Source organism: Aquibacillus saliphilus, assembly GCF_020404745.1.
GTDB classification, from domain to species: Bacteria; Bacillota; Bacilli; order Bacillales; family Amphibacillaceae; genus Aquibacillus; species Aquibacillus saliphilus.
Genome location: NZ_JAIZAP010000002.1, coordinates 118,865 through 136,212, shown reverse-complemented (window position 1 = coordinate 136,212; position 17,348 = coordinate 118,865). Strand labels below are relative to the sequence as shown.

The following is a 17,348-nucleotide window of genomic DNA, read 5'->3' as shown; positions in this document are numbered from 1 at the left end:
AAAATTTTCCTTTCTTTAATGAGGCTTCTATTTATAGTATCAAGTAAAATAGTCGAATCAAACTCAAATGCTTGATATATGACATTTGTTATATGGGAAAATTGACATTTATCACTTCTTTTGATTGTTTACGTTTAATATGATTGAGATAGTTTAACTCCCCGTACGAGCAGACGGAACATCCTAATCAACTTAAGTGAAAATGGGGTAATAAGTTGATGAATCACACATTACAAATCGGTCATTTAAAACCAGAGGTTCCAATCCTACAAGGTGGCATGGGTGTCGGTATTTCGTTAAGTAAACTTGCTGCTGCAGTGGCAAACGCCGGCGGAATTGGTACAATATCGGGAACAGGAATTACAATAGAAGAACTTAGAACACATATTAGGAAAGCTCGAGAACTAACAAATGGTCAAGGTTATATTGGTGTTAATGTGTTATTCGCCATGAATGATTTTGCAGAGAAAATGAAAACAGCGATGGAAGAGAAGGTAGATTTCATCATTTCAGGTGCAGGAGTATCTAGAGATATGTACGCATGGGGTAGAGAGTACGGAATACCTGTCATTTCGATTGTTTCATCGGCGCGATTGGCAAGGATTTCTGAACGGTTAGGTGCCTCTGCTGTAGTTGTTGAAGGACATGAAGCAGGAGGACATCTTGGAACAGAACGTCCTTTATTTGATATCCTCCCCGAAGTAATCGAAGCCGTTAACATACCAGTTGTAGCAGCTGGAGGAATTCTAACGGGTGAAGATATCGCCAAGGCTCTAAAGCTTGGAGCCTCGGGGGTTCAAATGGGTACACGTTTTGTTGCCAGTAACGAGTGTGATGCCCCAATGGCATTTAAACAAAAGTATATAGAAGCGAAAAAAGATGATGCAATTTTGGTAAAAACAACGGTCGGTTTACAGGGTAGAGCAATCAAAAACCGATTAACAGATCGAATTAGCGGCGGTAAAATAAGAATAGATAAATGCTATAGATGCCTGAAGAACTGCTCTTTTCAGTTTTGTACATTAGATTTATTATTCAAATCGATGAATGGAGATGTGGAAGACGGGCTAGTTTTTTCGGGAGCAAGAGTCCATGAAATTGATCAAATATTACCAGTAAAAGAAATTATTGATAGGATTATGGAAGAATTCCAATTCAGTCATAAACAAGCCTCAAGTCTATACTAAGGCTACTAACGTTTAAATGGTCATAAATGCTGTGATTTTGAGTCGTAAACTAAAAACCAGAGGTGTAATCCGTGTAGGATTTGAACCTCTGGTTTTAGTTTGAAAATGAGGAATATAGCTGATTGGCACTATACTTAACAAGCAATTTAAGAAAGTGCAATTTCAGGTGTGAGGTAGGATGCTTTCTCACTAATCCGAATGGCAAAAAACAGCTTGAATTCTAACTCCACATTAGTTTCGAATTCTATTCGATAATGTTCAAAAATATGTGTGCTTATTAAAGTATCCTATTTATCTTAACAAGATTTCATATTATCATGGTTTAACTCATCTAAAATTAAAGGTACTTCCTCCAAACCATCCATTATGAAATCTGCTTTAACGTTATCCCATTGATAATCTCTTTTCCATACACCTTTCATACCTACATTTTGAGCAGCCTTCACATCATTTTCTGGATGGTCACCTACAAATATACTTTCAGACGGTAAAACATTAAGTTTGTCTAGGACTTTTTGGAATATTTGAGGTTCAGGTTTTTTCGTACCTTCCCATTCGGAAATGAGAATTGGATTAAAATATTTTTCAATCCCTAAAGCTTTAATATTATCCATTTGGAACTGCCCTTTTCCATTAGTAATCATTCCAAGCATAATATTATTATTATTTAATTCTTCTAACGTACTAATGAGGTTAGAGAAAGGAACACAACTATCTTTAAATTTAATGATATAGTCTTGAAGTAATTCATTCCATGTCAAACCTGTAATGTCAAATTCATCAACTAACTGTTGATATACTTTATCCTTCCAAACATAACCTCTATTATCAAGTTCAATAAACCTTGTTATGTATTTATCCTTTGATATATGATTTAGCCATTTATTTAATCGTTGGTATTGCCTTTCAATAAAAATCTTTACTGATGCATCTCGATTTAACAAAGTTCCATCTAGGTCAAATACAACAGCTTTTATAATATTCATCCACTCCCCCATAAATAGGTTGCAAATTTTACTTACTTTAATTATATGACAAAAACCTTCTTAAACGGGTTTAAGAACAATATTTCACAACAATCTATATAAATAACTAAACACCTAAAAAAGGATGCTCTTAGCATCCTTTTTTAGGTGTTTAGTTACTTTTTGCACTCCATTATTGTTTTATATCTGACGTTGCTATTCAATAAAAACGAGAATTTCAACTTACATTGAACCCGGTTGTATCCTAGTTCAATACACTGAAATTTTTATTCTGTTTAAAAAACTCCGTAGTCAATCAATATTAGCAGCTTTATCCTTTTTATCATCAAAAACAATTTCTAATACGGCAAGCAGCAAAGCAATAATAATCTCTGTTTTCAAGGAAAGTGCAATACTTTTCATAAACTCATCCACTGTAAATAGGACTAACCAATTCGACATTCCTTCAAAAAAGAATTGGATAATAAACACCTTTATTTTTCCGGTTATATTTCGGACAGACACTTTAAAAATTGCCTTTGAAAACAATTCGACAATGACGCCTAGAATAAAAAAACTGACAACAAAAACAATCAATGACCAGATAGACTTATACTGAACGCCGAGCAGTTGAAAAACCCCTACCAGACCAAAGAAATAAAATCCCAATACAAAGCCCACCACTAGGATAATGAGAAGTGTTATTCCGACAATTGTTGCCATCTTTTCTTTTATATTCATATCACGAAATGAATCACTTTTATGTTCTGACATATGGTGTTTCCCCTCGGTTAATAAGATAAGTGATGCAATACCTTACTTCAGATAAGCACTTTATCAATAAATAATGTTAGTAGAAATGGTGTATGACTACTTTTAATAATAGTTTCTTGAGATAGTTAGCACTCCTATTCCAAGCCTCTTCTACATCTGGATAATATGTGACATCCTCTCACCAGTAAAATAGGGAGCTTCCAAAGTGAAAGTAAATGTAAGATACACACCGGACAAAATGTTATAACTCGATCCAGTACCTTTTTACAATATTACCGTCTTCCTCGATAAAGTCCTTATCTATAACTCCATTATTATTAATAATAGTTTTTACTGAACCCGTGTTATTTTCATCACACACAATCAGAAGTTTTGTTAACCCTAAGTCCTGAGCTTTTTCTAACGATAATGATAAGAGCTTAGTCGCATACCCTTTTCTTCTTTGTAAAGGACGAATGCCATAACCAATGTGTCCACCCTGGTATAATAAAAACTCTGTTAATTGATGCCGTATATTTACAACTCCGATGATTTGTCTGTTTTCGTTTATTAGCCAGTAAGTTGAATCAGGTACCCAACCTTCAGGGAGATTAGTACCATTGTGATTATCAGTCAAAAATTGAACCATTTCCTCAAAGTTGGTTGGATCTTTTTCGATAACCCAAGGGATCATAGTCTCTCCACTATCTACCCATTCCTGATAAAATGAGAGATATTCCTCTTTTAGATTTACTGTTGGTTTAGTTAAAAAAAAGCGATTTTCCATATATGAATACCCCTCCAATAAACTTGAATGTTTTCAATTTTACCATAATTCTATAAATACTAGTACACTACTATTTAAATAAAAGTACTGCTTACGGTCTCGATTAACAATTACCAAGTAAATTCAAACTAATAGACAGAAAACTAACTATTGACAGGAACAAAGAGATGTTACTAGAATTGATTGTTCTTTTAGCCATCTAGGTTTTTGCTATCCCATTCTTCTCTTAAAATCCCCATTTTAATTGCATCAAAATATTCATTATCTACTATTCTCGCATTTCTTATTCTTGCTTCTTCCTTCATCCCAATTTTCGCTGCTACTTTCATCATTCTGATATTGCCTGACCAAGTTGACATCCCCAAACGATGCAACTCTGTGCTACGGAATAGAAAATCAATCCACAGTTGATATGCTTGTGTTCCATATCCACCATTCCAATAATTTTTATCGTAAATAACAATACCTGTCTCAAGCCAATTAGTGTTTTTATCCACCCAGTATGCACCTACATAACCAATCAACTTTCCGCTCGCAGTTATGCTTAGTGAGCCTGGAACATTCAGGGGAATTTTTTCTTCTTTTTCAAAAGCCTTTCGATATTCTTCCTTAGTTTGTTTAACCTCAGGTATGTATGGACCATTCCATTTTTTAGCCTCTTGTTGCCTTTCTTCAAATTTCCAATAATATAGTTCATCGATATCTTCTTGAGTAAACTCTTTTAGTTCAATCTTGTCTCCTATTATCTTGACCACAAGCTCATTCCCCTTTCAATATGTTGATGTAATGAATAATTAATCGCCTCTTCTACATTTTGCGTTAGTTTGACAATAAAAATAAACCCCTAATACTATGATTATATCAACGATTGATAATTGAATTAACTAATTTTAATTAAGCAAAAGTCTACCAGAGCTTTACAAGAGTTTAGACATAAAATATTCATCGTAAAATTGACCATCAATAAGTAAGGAGTGTCGTTTGATTCCCTCCATTTCAAATCCCATTTTTTTGTATAATCCTAATCCTTCCTCATTTTGATTTACGACCGATAGCTCCAACCTATGTAGGTTTTGCTCAATTGCCCACTTTTCTAACTCTATAAATAGCTTTGTGCCCACCCCTATACCTCTGAATGATTCTAAAATACCGATCACCAAATAAGCTGAATGTCTATTTCTTTTGGCATTACCACCAAAAACGATTAAATAACCGACAAATGCACTATTATTTTCTGCGATAAATATCGTGGAATTATCTTCCTGCGAGATAACTCTAATCATTTTAGATTGCTTCGCTATGGTAATGCTTCTTTCTCCTGGTTCAAAAAGCAGATACTTTGATTCGCTTTCAACTTGTTTAATTAAACTAGCAAACTTTTCAGCATCGCAAGCTTGAATATGCCTAATCTCCAAACTTCTCCCCCCTTATATGATTTTTCGTATAAAGACACAAATACCGAGTATCAATCTTTGCCAAACTCCAGTAAATAGTTTTTTTATTCCATTAAAACATTATATAACAAAAAGGAACATTACCATTGTTAAAGTAATGTTCCTTTTTTGTACAATATTCACTTATAAAGAATTAGCTTTTAATGTCACTACTCAATTCAATCGTTATGCCTTTTGTGCATTACTACGAATATTTTTGTTATTAAGTATGCTAGCAAAAACAACACAACATAGATCAAAAATATTAGAAAAAAATTAATCCACTTATAACTTTCAAATAATCCAAGGCTTGTTAAAAGTGGTTTGAAAGCAAAACCAAAAACAAGAGAAGTTATCAATAAATAGACGAAAAAGTTCTTGTTATGTTTTAATGTCCATTGATAAACTAACATGATCGAAATTGGGACAATTGATGCATCAATTGAAAAGCTCGGAAGAAATGGCACCATCTGATACGGATACCCCCATAGCCCGTAGCGAATACCAATCGCATCTGTATAGAAAAATAACACATGAACTGCAAAACCAAAAAAACCAATTAAAAATATTTTTTCTCGATCAATCACAAAATATAAGATAATTAATGGAACTAGTAGCATAAGGAGTATTACCCAAAATTGCCAAGTTCCAAGGTTTGAGTAGAGTTGCCAGTATTGCTCACTTTCTTTTGTGAATTTTTCTTGAATTGAAATTATTTCTTGAAAATACTCACGCTGCTGGGAATCCAAACGATACCCTCCTACCTTTTCTTTTTCAGTAGTTTATCCACGTAAGATTAATTCATTCGTTGTTCAAACAACTAAGCCTGTTTTTCAAAGCTATAATAATAAATCATTTTTAAATGATTTACTAAGTCAAAAAGCAAATGAAAGCAACAAAAACTAGGTGAAAGTTAAGAACAGTTGTCCAAAGGAGCACTAAATCTTTTTACTATTTACGATTTTAATGATGATCAAATCCAACTAAAGGAACAACTGCATCCTCCGGAACACCGCCTTTACGTTCCATAAGATGATTAACGGTAAGACTTTGTTTTTCTGGATGAAGAACCTCAGCAGATATGACGTTGCCAATTACAATCAGGAAATCTCGATTATCCATGATTTGTGCGACCTCACAATCAAAATAGGCTTGTGAATTTTTCAAAATTGGACATCCAGTTTCTTTATAGATAAATTCTTCTGTGCCCATTGACTCAATATCCTGTTCTCCGGCAAAAAAACGGTCCATTAACGACTCTTGATCCTCTGCTGTCATACTAAGCGCAAATTTTCCGCTGCGCTTAACAATGTCTGCTCCCTCCATCTCTTTAGGGAAACAAACAAGCATTTGCGGTGGTTCATGCGAACATTGTGTTACCCAGCAACCATTATGGAAATGAGTTCGTTTATCGTCCTTTGTGGAGATAAAAAAACCACCTCGCAGCCTTTTATTATAGACTTCTTCTACCTGATCTAATTTGGATTTCGTATCCATTTGGTAAGCACCTCCATAGCAATTTCTCTTCATCTTACCGCAAACGCTATGTTTTTCATAATAAGTTGATTATATTCATGTGTATGGTATGCACCTTGTATTTTTAAACGGTTATAGCTTTTGTTTCCCAACTTTCTCTCAGAGAAACCAGTTAAAATATTCGTATCACCTGAGTTTTTCTTGGGAAGTATAAAAGGTAGGAGGGATTATGATGACACAACAATACTTATCTGTTGAAGAATTCAATCAATTATTGCAGAAGTGGAACGGGAAAAAAATTAAAATTTCTAAACATGAGCTTAAGGATTATGATAATACGTTGATGGAGCTGAATTCAATCTCCTATTCAAAAGACACCAGAAGAATTGATGGATATCAATCGATGCACTCGTTAAAATTGAACGGTCCTGGTGAAACTCAAAACGCCGAAAATGAATTCGAGCCGCTTCCAGCATCTTTTTATGAAATACCACTTGAAGACTCGACATTATACCAATATAACGAATCACAGTTCTCGCTAATCACTGATAGAGGTACCTATACAATAGAGATTGCAACAGATACTTATTAATTTGTTACGTGGTTACATGAATTATATTTCTGCTGAATACATTATTATTATAACTAGTTCTAAAACTAAACATTGCCCTGCCAAAACTATTAATTTTTTACCCAACACATTATCCTATTAAGGATAATTCTTCCCAAATAAAATGGTACCTGCCGTAATATTACAACCGATTACTTAATAAACTTATAATAAGTGACGTGTACATTAATAGGGGGGAACATTATGCCAAGTGGAACTCACAAGGTAGAGTTATATATTCCAATTGATACAATTTGGGAGCTAGTAAGTGATATGAACAAATGGGCTCCATTAGTACCAGGCTATATTGATCATGAAATACTTAACGAAAAACAATCCACATGGATGTTTAAAGGTGAAGTCGGCATCGTGCAAAAGAAGGTTAGCATGCAAATTGATATTACAAATTGGCAAAAACCAACAAAAGTCACCTTTGACTTAAAAGGATTAAATGAAAATTTTGCAGGGTCTGGATACTTCGAAGCAGAAGCACTATCTAATACAAAAACCAAAATGACAAGTAATCTCGACATTAAAGCTGCGGGAATGTTAGGGCCAATGCTTAATCCTATTTTAAAATCGTTCGTTCCTAAAACCACAACAGAATTAACAGATGCCATTGCCAACAAGCTGATAAAATTGGAAACTGTAGCAGAAAAATAACTTATACAGAACACGGGACCTCAATAAAACTTGAGGCCCCGTGTTCTTTTTATCATTGGCTGTTGTTGACATAAAACCTATAAACTCCGAAGTAACTACAGAGTTAATTTCCGCTCCGGGCAGTTGCTTTTCCCGCAGGAGTGGACTGCCCTCCACTCCAAACCATCAGTATAAGAGTTTTATAAATGATGGTTGTTATTTAGTACTATACCAGCGGAGGAAATAAAAGACGTCATCATTTAGCTTACACAACCGCTCACAAATAAACACTTGATCAATGTTCAAATATGTATATGAACTACTGTTCCAAACCTTATGTGACATCGATAACGATATCCTTAGAATTCTTTCTTTCGATAAGAGTACCAATCAACTATTTTGTCTGAATCAGCTAACGCTAATTCATTAACTAGATAATGCTTCCCGCCAAAGTTATTCAAAACAGAAAACTTCATGTTGGCTAGGTCTTGTTTACGATGCAAAATGTGCTGGCTTTTTTCAACTGCTTGAATACGCTTCGTTTTAAGCATGACTGTCTCTTTACTAAGCAAACGTAATCGAAGTGTCAACTGACTTTCTGTCAAATGATAGCTAGCTGTTCGATACTGTGCTATTCCTAATGCAATCGATACTAATACTACGATAATTGGTAAGATGATCCATTCAGGTAAGGCGATTGCTACACCGATAAGCGCAAGGATAGGAATTATCGTTGTCCTTAGTAAATAATAAATCAAACCTCGTTTAGGCACCTGACTATAACTATCTGGCATGTTTTGATATTCAGGCAATATTTCACTTAAAAATGCAGGAACATCACTCTTTTTTAGTAATGGAAATAGTAATGTTTCGGTGACCTTTTTATTTTCTTGTTCACCGCCCGCAATTTCAACAGAGAGTGTAGCAAAACCAAGTGGCTGACGAATCAATGTTTCTTTAATTGATACTGCCTGAATTCGCTTAATAGGGATGGTCATTTGTTTCTTTTCAAGTAATCCACGTGTGATAAATAATTCGTTTTCGTATCTAGTTATTGTGAACTTACCATATTTAATAACAATCCCTAGGATGCCTAAGCCCCATAATAGAATAAACAGAACAAAAGCTACTACAATCAAGAATTCCATCGCTTGTGATGATAACCATCTAGTCGTAGAAGTATAAACTGTTTCTGGAATAAAGCTTTCAAGTTCTGAAAATGCTAAAGCAACTAAACTTAGAATCACACCAAAACTTCCCGACGTCGAACCTGCTATTAGTAATCGTTTATTAGAAATAGCCTTTGTGGCGAGACCTGGTTTTTCGCCACTATCCTCGCCTACAGCACTTGTTTCATTTTTGTGTTTTAATTCATTGTGAAGGTATTGACCTTCCTCAAATGTTACAGCACTAAGTGCCGCATCTACACTCCGATCGCTTCCTGCCGTTTCAATTTGTACCTTTGTTAATCCAAACAAACGATGAATAATACCTTGAGTTAAATCAATTGATTGGATTCGATTTTTAGATATTGTCCGATTCGTTCTAATAATAACCCCTTGTTCAATTCGCAACTGATCTCCTTCTACTATGTATGTGTACCTTAACCATGATAAAATGCTATGACCTATTAATAAGATAGCAATACCAATGATGCCCAGAATTACATAATTAAAAAAACCATCATTAGAGAATAATATAATTATCGGTATGAGTGCATAAACAAGCTGTTTAATTGATGTAATCACCGTGAAAATCATCGCAGCTGGATGTAACCGTTTTGGACTAGACATCATCTTGTTCCACCCTTGCAAGTTCAGAAATCTGATCTCTAAGTGCTGAAGCTTCTTCATTTAATAGAGCCGGAATTTCATGTGTTGTTGCAGCAGTTGAAATGGTTAAGCTTGCGAGTCCATATTTTTTTAATATTGGACCTTGTTTCGTATCAACATGCTGGACGCGAATCATCGGTACTAATGTACGTGATACAATCAATATTCCGTGCTGAATATAAATTTCTTGGTCAAACACCTGGTAACGCCAACGTTTCCAACGTAGGCTAGGAATCATAATTACCGAAATAATGATTTCGATTAAACTAATAGCTATAAAAATAGCACCAAACCAATAAGAAAAATCAAATAAATAAGCAAGAACAAACAAAGCAATCGTTACTAGTATCGGAATAACACTCCATAAACAGGCAGCTAACCTCCATGCCTTAATCGCATCTACAGCAATTCTTTCGCTTGGCGGTTGTCTCATAAAATAAACCCCTTTCTATCTACAAATAACTTAATAATCATAAAATAAAACTTAGATTAGCGCAGGAAAGCAGCAGAGTAACTAGTTCCCCACTGTCTTCTTCTTATGTCAATACAGAAATTTAAAGGTGTGAGTACACCATCGAATGGATAACTCTTTAGTCCTTCTAAATGGGTAGAAGGAGCAAGATGACCGTGTTCAGTGATGCCGCGCCAAACATAACGACAGAACTCATATAATCCGGACTTCCTAAACGGCGTTCCACTAGATGAGATTACTAGCTTCATTATATCATTCTTTTCTTTTATATAAAGAATGGTTAATGGACCCAGTGGTATGACATCGATTCTAGTATTTTCACCGTGTATAGCCCCTTTTCATCAATTACACGTACTGAGGATTCAATGGTAGTTTTTTATCAAACAGGTACATATCCTGTCTCATCAACAATTTGTTGTCCCTGTTCCGACTTCATCCACTCAATAAATGCTACAATATTAGGATTAAAGTATTGCTCCGAATATTCTCATCTTTTCCTCCTGTAATGGCATTAAAAAAATCAGACTTATAGATAACTTTATTTTAGCATGAATCCCCAATTGTTCAGACCTTACTTAATTAATTTAAAAAAGATTATTGAATGCTATGTTACAGTTCCTAAGTATCGTCAGTCATCTCAATTACTGGGATGTACTGCAGCATGGAAAAATAGGAATATACTAAAAGAAAATCCTAAAACAATAGAAAATACCAATAGTATAGTGAATCCCGTTATCGGCAAAGTAAAATTCTTATTAAACAAATTACTGAACCTGATTGAAGAGAGAACTTTTAACTTTCGCGCCTCAACATTAAACATGAGGACAGGTATCTATACTTCCCTGTCCTCATGTTGTTGCCTTTCATTATTTCTTATTGTTTGTTTCCGGATTACTTCAATACTACTAATTACCGTCCACAAACTATATATGGATGACAATAGTTGCATAAGGAATCACGAAATTGATTCAGTTACTTTCGTTTCTTTGTTTTTTTGTTATTTACCTTTTCATTTGTTGTTAATGGTTCATTAGCAAATTCGTGATCAAACTTCTTTGACAATTCAGCTCTAATTGCTTGCTCATCGCTCGGTCCATTATTTAATTGATTCTTCTCCTTTTTCCCCAAAAAAAACACCTCCATATAAATTATTTTGTCTGAATTTATTTTGATTATCCGTTTTATTTGTCGTAAATTCTGTTAAACGAGTGATATTTGTCATAGTACATCTATACAATTGTTGATAATATAAACATGGACTTTTTCTATGAAATGAGGAAAAGAAATGAATTATCAATTAGCATTAACTGAGTCAGAGAAAAGGCTAAGAGACATTGAACTAGCTTTAAACGAATCCTCTATTGTTGTGATTACTGATAATAAAGGAACAATTCAATTTGCAAATGATAAATTCTGTAAAATTTCAAAATATAGTCAAAAAGAAATAATTGGCAGTAAACACAACATCATTAATTCAGGTCATCACGACTTAAACTTCTTTAAGGAAATGTGGCGAACCATTAGTAATGGAATCGTATGGCGAGGGGAAATTAAAAACAAAGCCAAGGATGGAAGTTATTATTGGGTTCACACAACAATCGTCCCCTATCTAGCGGGAAAAGGAGAACCTTACCAGTACATTGCCATAAGACACGACATTACAAAACGGAAACAATATGAGGAACAAATAGAATTAATGGCTTACTATGATTCACTTACTTCCCTTCCTAATCGTAATCTGTTAAATAAATGGGTAATGGAACGACCGTTAAAGAAAGAAGATATTATAAGCGTTCTTTTTCTTGATTTAGACCGGTTTAAGTCAATCAATGATAACTTTGGGCATGATACTGGCGATTTAGTTTTAAAAGAAGTTGCGAGGCGTTTACGAAACTGTTTACGAAAATCAGACTTCATCTCACGTCAAGGCGGTGATGAGTTTATCATCATTCTTGATGACATGTATAGTAAACAAGATAGTATTTCAGTCGCTACTAAAATTTCAAATCAGCTTGCGTTACCTTATCGTATCAATAATAATAATGTGATAACATCTACAAGTATTGGTATTAGTATGGGAACAATCAGAGACGACTCATGCATTTGTTCCGATTTTATCGAAACATTAATTAAGCATGCTGATAATGCGATGTACCATGCAAAAAAACAAGGTGGTAATACCCATTGTTTTAATACACCTTATCAAAATCACCAATTGGAACGCTATTACCAAATCGAACAGGAAATAAAGAAGGCATTAGGTCAGGAACAATTATCGATTGTTTATCAGCCTTTAATTAATTTGAACAGTACAGAAGTTATCGGGGTAGAAGCTTTACTACGTTGGAATAATCCGAGACTAGGTAAAGTGTCACCACTAGAATTCATTCCATTATTAGAAGAATTCGGATTAATTATTCCTGTCAGCAAATGGATTCTAAAAACTGTTTGTAACCAGCTTCGGATTTGGAGAAACAATGGCGTTTTATTAGAAAAAATTGCTATCAACATATCACCGATTCAATTTAGGGATCACATGTTTGCAGAAGACTTAAAACAAATTCTAGAAGAAGCGCAGATTGAACCTAGCTTTTTAGAATTAGAAATTACTGAAGGCACACTTCTCAATATCACCGAATCAACTAGAACTTTAAAAGAGCTAAAAAATTTAGGGGTGAGAATTTCCATCGATGACTTTGGAACTGGATATTCCTCTTTAAGCTATTTAAAGCAATTGCCAATAGATTCATTGAAGATTGACAAATCATTTATCGATGAACTCGATGTCGATGGAAAAATTATTGTAAACACAATTGTTAATATGGGTAGAAACTTAAATTTTACTATTATCGCAGAAGGAATTGAAAAAAAAGAACAACTACAGTATCTAAAAGGATTGGATTGTCATGAGGGCCAAGGATATTATTGGAGTAAACCCTTACCTAGTGAAGATATAGCCGGTATTTATCATAACAGCGTAATATATCGACCTAAGATTTTAAAAATTGAATAAATGGATCAAATTGTTTATTATAACAAAAAAAAGTGGTCGCCATTAGCTCCATTAGCGACTACTGTTTTTGTTTATTCAATTATTTGTTTTGAGAATATGTAGTTAGCACCACAATAAGGATTCTCCAAAACATTTTGTGTAATATCAACACCTAGTGACTCGGATGCTAACCCAAAGTTAATAGACATAATTAAAACCATATGAAAAAAGTACCAACCACCCATTTTTTGGAGAGTTCCTGGCACTTCTTTCTACGAACTAATCCCCACTAAACTTCAATTATAATAGGAAGAATCATTGGCTTTTTCTTTGTTTGTTTAAATATATATTGACCTACTGATTTTCTTACATCTTGTTTAATAGCACTCCACTGACTTTTATTACTATCCGGCACATCGCTAACAGTTCTTGTAATAATGCGATTAATGTCTTTTAGGAGTTCTTCTGAATCTCTAACATAGACGAACCCTCGCGATATTGTATCAGGTTCTGAAACCAGTTTTTTCTCTGATTTACTCATCGTTAATACAATCACTAGCATTCCGTCTTCAGAAAGCTGTTTACGATCTCGTAACACAATTTCTCCAACATCACCGATACCAATCCCATCTACATAGGTATTTCCTGTTGGAATCTTCCGGGTCTGACGAGCAATGTGCTTTTCAATATCGACAACATCACCATTATTGATAATAAACGTGTTTTCTTTTTCTATTCCAACAGATTCTGCTAATATACGATGTCGATATAACATTCGAAACTCACCGTGAATCGGAATGAAGTATTTTGGCTTCATTAATGTAAGCATTAGCTTCAAATCTTCCTGATAACCATGACCAGAAACATGCATTCCTGAACTGCTTCCCGAGCCATAAATCACGTTGGCACCAAGTGTAAATAAGTTGTCAATGATTCGCGAGACATTTTTTTCATTGCCGGGTATTGGTCCCGCCGCTAAGATGACTGTATCTTCAGGTAAAACATCAACACCGCGAAAGTTACCTGTCGAAAGACGTGAAAGAGCAGCCATTACTTCGCCTTGACTTCCAGTGCACAAAATAGCTACTTTTTCTGGGTCCAGGTTGTTGATTTGATTTTGATCAATTAGCATACCATCAGGAACAGTCAAATAACCTCGTTCCATCGCAACGCCAACAACATTAATCATACTTCTTCCAAGTAAGACTAGCTTACGATCTGTTTTTATCGCAGCTTCTACAACTTGCTGAACGCGACTAATATTGGAAGCAAAAGTGGAAAGAAACACTTTGCGCTTAGCATTCATGAATGCCTCTGTCACATGCTCCCCTACCATTTTCTCTGAAGGCGTCGCACCTGGACGTTCTGCGTTAGTACTCTCTGACAATAAAAGCAAAACACCTTCTCTACCTATTTCAGCCATTTTATGAATATCGGAGTGCTCATTAGTCGCAGGTGTCAAGTCAAACTTGAAGTCGCCAGTATGTACGATAGTTCCCTCTGGTGTGTGGAAAACAATTCCCAGACAATCCGGAATACTGTGATTCACTCTGAAAAAGCTAACACTTATTTGATTTAAGGTTACCTCCTTGTCTGCATCAATTTCTATTAGCTCAGTTTCCCGCAGGATTTTATGCTCTTTTAATTTTAGTTCAATTAAGCCTAATGTAAAACGGGTAGCATAAACAGGGACATTTAATTTTTTCAAGAAAAACGGAATCCCACCTATGTGGTCTTCATGTCCATGAGTGACAATTAAAGCTCGAACTTTTTCTTTATTTTCTACTAAGTACTTAATATCAGGAATGATTAAATCAATTCCTAATAAACTCTCATCCGGAAACTTGTTACCACAATCGATGATTATAATATTTTCCGCATATTCGATTGCATACATGTTTTTACCGATTTCACTTAGTCCACCTAAAGCGTAAATAGACAAAGCACCTTCATTATTACTCATTATTTACATCCTCCCAGCTTTGAATAATAATCCTAGTATGCCCTTTTGCTAATTGATTATAAGACTGAAAAATCCACTAATTTTCATTAATTGATTTCACATCACAGATTTGACCATTAAAAAAGCTACACAAAACTCACTTGTTCTTTTAACTGTCAACACTAATTACTAATCTTCACTAACTTGTCATAAATTTATTTCTTAATTGTGAAATTATGAACAAACTTATTTTATATACTTTTTATACATGTTAATATATAAATATAGAAAGACAACAAACAAGAATTCTTGAAGTTTTATATGTGAAATGATGAACAAATAAATTATAAATTGGGAGTGGATGAACATGTTTGAATTTTTAAGAAGAAATACTATTGTAGCTGGAGTATTAGCAATTATTCGTATCTATCTTGGGTATTCTTGGATCACAGGTGGTTGGGGTAAAATAACTGGTGGCGGTTTTGACGCAAGTGGATTCCTACACGGCGCCATCGCACAATCTACTGGAGATCACCCCGCCGTTCAAGGTTGGTGGGCAGCATTTTTAGAAAACGTCGCTTTACCAAATGCAGGACTATTTTCTTTCCTTGTTATGTGGGGTGAAGTACTTGTTGGTATCGCGCTAGTTCTTGGTCTATTTACTAACTTCGCTGCATTAATGGGGATTACAATGAATTTTGCATTCTTGTTCAGTGGAACAGTTAGCACAAACGGACAAATGATTTTACTAACAATCTTCTTACTAGTTGCTGGAGCAAACGCTGGAAAATATGGTTTAGATAGATATGCAATGCCTTATCTTAAAACGTTACTTGCTAAGAAAACGAATAAAGAGGTTAGAAAAACTGCAGAAGTTTAAAATTAAGCGTACAGCCATTATGGTTGTACGCTTTTTTATAGTCTATAAAATTATAAATGGACCCCCGAGTGGTATCTTGTAATCTACAATTCCAAAAATAGTGAAGTTTTGTACATATTAATAATATGTATTATAATCATCTAAACAATATTTTTTATTACTGTTAAAAGGGTGCTTTGGGATGAACGGTTCATTTAGAGAAAGAAGTATTGTCTTTGTTGGTTTTATGGGTGTAGGTAAAACTACCGTAGGCAAGTTAGTAGCGAATAAGCTTTATCGTTCTTTTGTTGACATTGATCGTGAAATTGAAAAGGAGTATGAGTTACCTACCACTGAAATTTTCAAACAAATTGGGGAGAAAGCATTCAGAGAAAAAGAAAAGAACATAATTAATAATTACGTAAACCAGAAGCTTAAAGTTATTTCCGTGGGTGGCGGCGCATTTTTGCAAGAAGAAGTACGTGACGCCTGCATAAATAATTGCATCGTCTTCCATTTAGATATTTCCTGGGATTCTTGGAAAGAACGACTAAGCATATTAGTGGATAGCCGTCCAGTTCTACAAGGAAAAACGATTCAGGAAATTGAATCTTTATTTGAAAGTCGTAAGGCTACCTATTCGAAGCATAACTCCAAGTTAATGACTGATAACCAATCCGAGGAGGAAATTGCTGACTCTATCATCAATTCTTTGAAACTAGCCTGGGAATTATATGATTAATTTTCACATTTCTAACGTCTTGTTCAAACATAATCAATTCTTTGAAAAAGTTCTAATCTCTCTTCGCTTTTGTTTAATGATATTCTTTAGATGTGCTGGCCGTTAGTCTTAAAATACTAAATTGAACAACATGTTTATTTAACTCACTAAATTAAATTAGGAGAGTATTGTATGAGATATAAACGACAAGAATCATTAAGGTTTGAATTCGGAACACCAGTAGAATGTGAATTTAAAATTACTAGAGTAAATGACAAACAATATAATAGTAAGCAGGGAAAAGCATTAATTCATGATATAAGTCCAGGTGGTTTAAAGATCTCCACAGAATTTGACTTACATAGCTCTGAAAATAAGATTGAGGTTGAAATTAGTTTTTTATTAGTTTCTAATAAATCCATAGTTGGGGAAATTGTCTGGAAAAAGAAAAAACTTAACTATTTCTATGGGATTGACTTGCTTATAGATGAAGAGTCGAGTCAAGAATTAATTAAAGAATTAAAGACTTATAGCCTTAGAGAGAAAAATTTATAACATCTTCCTGATCTGAATAATTACCCACAAGACACGAAACAACTAGTACAATTATACTAATTGTTTCGTGTCTTTTACGTTATTGCCATTTCAATTGGGTCTTTGTTAAATTTTAGACGAAC

General features: G+C 34.4%; 19 protein-coding genes. 7 read left to right on the top strand and 12 right to left on the bottom strand.

All coding sequences use genetic code 11. From position 1 onward, the window contains the following. The first annotated feature begins 218 nt into the window (after positions 1-218). Entirely contained in the window at positions 219-1,187 is a 969-nt protein-coding gene (locus LD272_RS03205; protein WP_226035150.1) for an NAD(P)H-dependent flavin oxidoreductase, read from the top strand. Between the two features lie 296 nt (positions 1,188-1,483). Here the strand turns inward: LD272_RS03205 and LD272_RS03200 are convergent, their stop codons facing one another. The 7 genes from LD272_RS03200 to LD272_RS03170 all read right to left on the bottom strand — a co-directional run bounded on the left by LD272_RS03200 (position 1,484) and on the right by LD272_RS03170 (position 6,622). Next, positions 1,484-2,167, bottom strand: a complete 684-nt coding sequence (locus LD272_RS03200) for an HAD family hydrolase (protein WP_226035309.1) — start codon at positions 2,165-2,167, stop codon at positions 1,484-1,486. Between the two features lie 297 nt (positions 2,168-2,464). Next, positions 2,465-2,926 carry a regulatory YrvL family protein gene (locus tag LD272_RS03195; RefSeq protein ID WP_226035149.1) on the bottom strand — a complete coding sequence of 154 codons (462 nt, stop codon included), beginning with the start codon at positions 2,924-2,926 and terminating at the stop codon, positions 2,465-2,467. A 241-nt stretch (positions 2,927-3,167) separates the two neighbouring features. Continuing rightward, positions 3,168-3,692, bottom strand: coding sequence for a GNAT family N-acetyltransferase (locus LD272_RS03190; protein ID WP_226035148.1), 525 nt, complete (start codon positions 3,690-3,692; stop codon positions 3,168-3,170). A 191-nt stretch (positions 3,693-3,883) separates the two neighbouring features. Beyond that, positions 3,884-4,447 (bottom strand): GNAT family N-acetyltransferase, encoded by a 564-nt coding sequence (locus LD272_RS03185; RefSeq protein ID WP_226035147.1) that lies wholly within the window; start codon positions 4,445-4,447, stop codon positions 3,884-3,886. A gap of 162 nt (positions 4,448-4,609) precedes the next feature. After that, positions 4,610-5,107: a GNAT family N-acetyltransferase gene (locus tag LD272_RS03180; protein WP_226035146.1), complete on the bottom strand. Its 498-nt coding sequence runs from the start codon at positions 5,105-5,107 to the stop codon at positions 4,610-4,612. Between the two features lie 197 nt (positions 5,108-5,304). After that, positions 5,305-5,874: a CBO0543 family protein gene (locus LD272_RS03175; protein ID WP_226035145.1), complete on the bottom strand. Its 570-nt coding sequence runs from the start codon at positions 5,872-5,874 to the stop codon at positions 5,305-5,307. A 214-nt stretch (positions 5,875-6,088) separates the two neighbouring features. Next, on the bottom strand, positions 6,089-6,622 hold the full coding sequence (locus LD272_RS03170; protein ID WP_226035144.1) for a flavin reductase family protein: 534 nt from the start codon (positions 6,620-6,622) through the stop codon (positions 6,089-6,091). A 211-nt stretch (positions 6,623-6,833) separates the two neighbouring features. On the opposite strand from LD272_RS03170, the gene ymzB reads away from it, so the two are divergent. Both ymzB and LD272_RS03160 read left to right on the top strand, forming a co-directional pair. Continuing rightward, on the top strand, positions 6,834-7,193 hold the full coding sequence (gene ymzB / locus LD272_RS03165; protein ID WP_226035143.1) for a protein YmzB: 360 nt from the start codon (positions 6,834-6,836) through the stop codon (positions 7,191-7,193). 222 nt (positions 7,194-7,415) lie between these two features. After that, a complete protein-coding gene (locus tag LD272_RS03160) occupies positions 7,416-7,874 on the top strand; it encodes an SRPBCC family protein (protein WP_226035142.1) in 459 nt (152 codons plus the stop codon). Positions 7,875-8,212: 338 nt separating this feature from the next. On the opposite strand, the gene LD272_RS03155 is transcribed toward LD272_RS03160, so the two are convergent. The 4 genes from LD272_RS03155 to sspO all read right to left on the bottom strand — a co-directional run bounded on the left by LD272_RS03155 (position 8,213) and on the right by sspO (position 11,285). Next, positions 8,213-9,649, bottom strand: a complete 1,437-nt coding sequence (locus LD272_RS03155; RefSeq protein ID WP_226035141.1) for a PH domain-containing protein — start codon at positions 9,647-9,649, stop codon at positions 8,213-8,215. Then, positions 9,639-10,118, bottom strand: coding sequence for a PH domain-containing protein (locus LD272_RS03150; RefSeq protein ID WP_226035140.1), 480 nt, complete (start codon positions 10,116-10,118; stop codon positions 9,639-9,641). The genes LD272_RS03155 and LD272_RS03150 overlap by 11 nt, the downstream gene beginning before the upstream one ends. Before the next feature lie 56 nt (positions 10,119-10,174). Then, positions 10,175-10,405: a hypothetical protein gene (locus tag LD272_RS03145; protein WP_226035139.1), complete on the bottom strand. Its 231-nt coding sequence runs from the start codon at positions 10,403-10,405 to the stop codon at positions 10,175-10,177. A 724-nt stretch (positions 10,406-11,129) separates the two neighbouring features. Then, entirely contained in the window at positions 11,130-11,285 is a 156-nt protein-coding gene (sspO, locus tag LD272_RS03140) for a small acid-soluble spore protein SspO (protein WP_226035138.1), read from the bottom strand. Positions 11,286-11,442: 157 nt separating this feature from the next. Between sspO and LD272_RS03135 the strand changes: the two genes are divergently transcribed. Next, positions 11,443-13,170: a putative bifunctional diguanylate cyclase/phosphodiesterase gene (locus LD272_RS03135; RefSeq protein WP_226035137.1), complete on the top strand. Its 1,728-nt coding sequence runs from the start codon at positions 11,443-11,445 to the stop codon at positions 13,168-13,170. Between the two features lie 268 nt (positions 13,171-13,438). On the opposite strand, the gene LD272_RS03130 is transcribed toward LD272_RS03135, so the two are convergent. Further along, positions 13,439-15,112, bottom strand: a complete 1,674-nt coding sequence (locus tag LD272_RS03130) for a ribonuclease J (RefSeq protein WP_226035136.1) — start codon at positions 15,110-15,112, stop codon at positions 13,439-13,441. Positions 15,113-15,458: 346 nt separating this feature from the next. Between LD272_RS03130 and LD272_RS03125 the strand changes: the two genes are divergently transcribed. The 3 genes from LD272_RS03125 to LD272_RS03115 all read left to right on the top strand — a co-directional run bounded on the left by LD272_RS03125 (position 15,459) and on the right by LD272_RS03115 (position 17,226). Continuing rightward, positions 15,459-15,971, top strand: coding sequence for a DoxX family protein (locus LD272_RS03125; RefSeq protein WP_226035109.1), 513 nt, complete (start codon positions 15,459-15,461; stop codon positions 15,969-15,971). Positions 15,972-16,152: 181 nt separating this feature from the next. Then, a complete protein-coding gene (locus tag LD272_RS03120) occupies positions 16,153-16,692 on the top strand; it encodes a shikimate kinase (RefSeq protein WP_226035135.1) in 540 nt (179 codons plus the stop codon). Between the two features lie 171 nt (positions 16,693-16,863). Then, positions 16,864-17,226: a PilZ domain-containing protein gene (locus LD272_RS03115; protein WP_226035134.1), complete on the top strand. Its 363-nt coding sequence runs from the start codon at positions 16,864-16,866 to the stop codon at positions 17,224-17,226. The last annotated feature ends 122 nt before the right edge of the window (positions 17,227-17,348 follow it).

Bases quoted from the DNA above. Each gene is read 5' to 3' on its own strand.
- LD272_RS03120 (WP_226035135.1), top strand. From the start codon at position 16,153: ATGAACGGTTCATTTAGAGAAAGAAGTATTGTCTTTGTTGGTTTTATG.
- LD272_RS03195 (WP_226035149.1), bottom strand. From the start codon at position 2,926: ATGTCAGAACATAAAAGTGATTCATTTCGTGATATGAATATAAAAGAA.
- LD272_RS03170 (WP_226035144.1), bottom strand. From the start codon at position 6,622: ATGGATACGAAATCCAAATTAGATCAGGTAGAAGAAGTCTATAATAAA.
- LD272_RS03205 (WP_226035150.1), top strand. From the start codon at position 219: ATGAATCACACATTACAAATCGGTCATTTAAAACCAGAGGTTCCAATC.
- LD272_RS03155 (WP_226035141.1), bottom strand. From the start codon at position 9,649: ATGATGTCTAGTCCAAAACGGTTACATCCAGCTGCGATGATTTTCACG.
- LD272_RS03145 (WP_226035139.1), bottom strand. From the start codon at position 10,405: ATGAAGCTAGTAATCTCATCTAGTGGAACGCCGTTTAGGAAGTCCGGA.
- ymzB (WP_226035143.1), top strand. From the start codon at position 6,834: ATGACACAACAATACTTATCTGTTGAAGAATTCAATCAATTATTGCAG.
- LD272_RS03160 (WP_226035142.1), top strand. From the start codon at position 7,416: ATGCCAAGTGGAACTCACAAGGTAGAGTTATATATTCCAATTGATACA.
- LD272_RS03130 (WP_226035136.1), bottom strand. From the start codon at position 15,112: ATGAGTAATAATGAAGGTGCTTTGTCTATTTACGCTTTAGGTGGACTA.
- LD272_RS03135 (WP_226035137.1), top strand. From the start codon at position 11,443: ATGAATTATCAATTAGCATTAACTGAGTCAGAGAAAAGGCTAAGAGAC.
- LD272_RS03125 (WP_226035109.1), top strand. From the start codon at position 15,459: ATGTTTGAATTTTTAAGAAGAAATACTATTGTAGCTGGAGTATTAGCA.
- LD272_RS03190 (WP_226035148.1), bottom strand. From the start codon at position 3,692: ATGGAAAATCGCTTTTTTTTAACTAAACCAACAGTAAATCTAAAAGAG.
- LD272_RS03115 (WP_226035134.1), top strand. From the start codon at position 16,864: ATGAGATATAAACGACAAGAATCATTAAGGTTTGAATTCGGAACACCA.
- LD272_RS03150 (WP_226035140.1), bottom strand. From the start codon at position 10,118: ATGAGACAACCGCCAAGCGAAAGAATTGCTGTAGATGCGATTAAGGCA.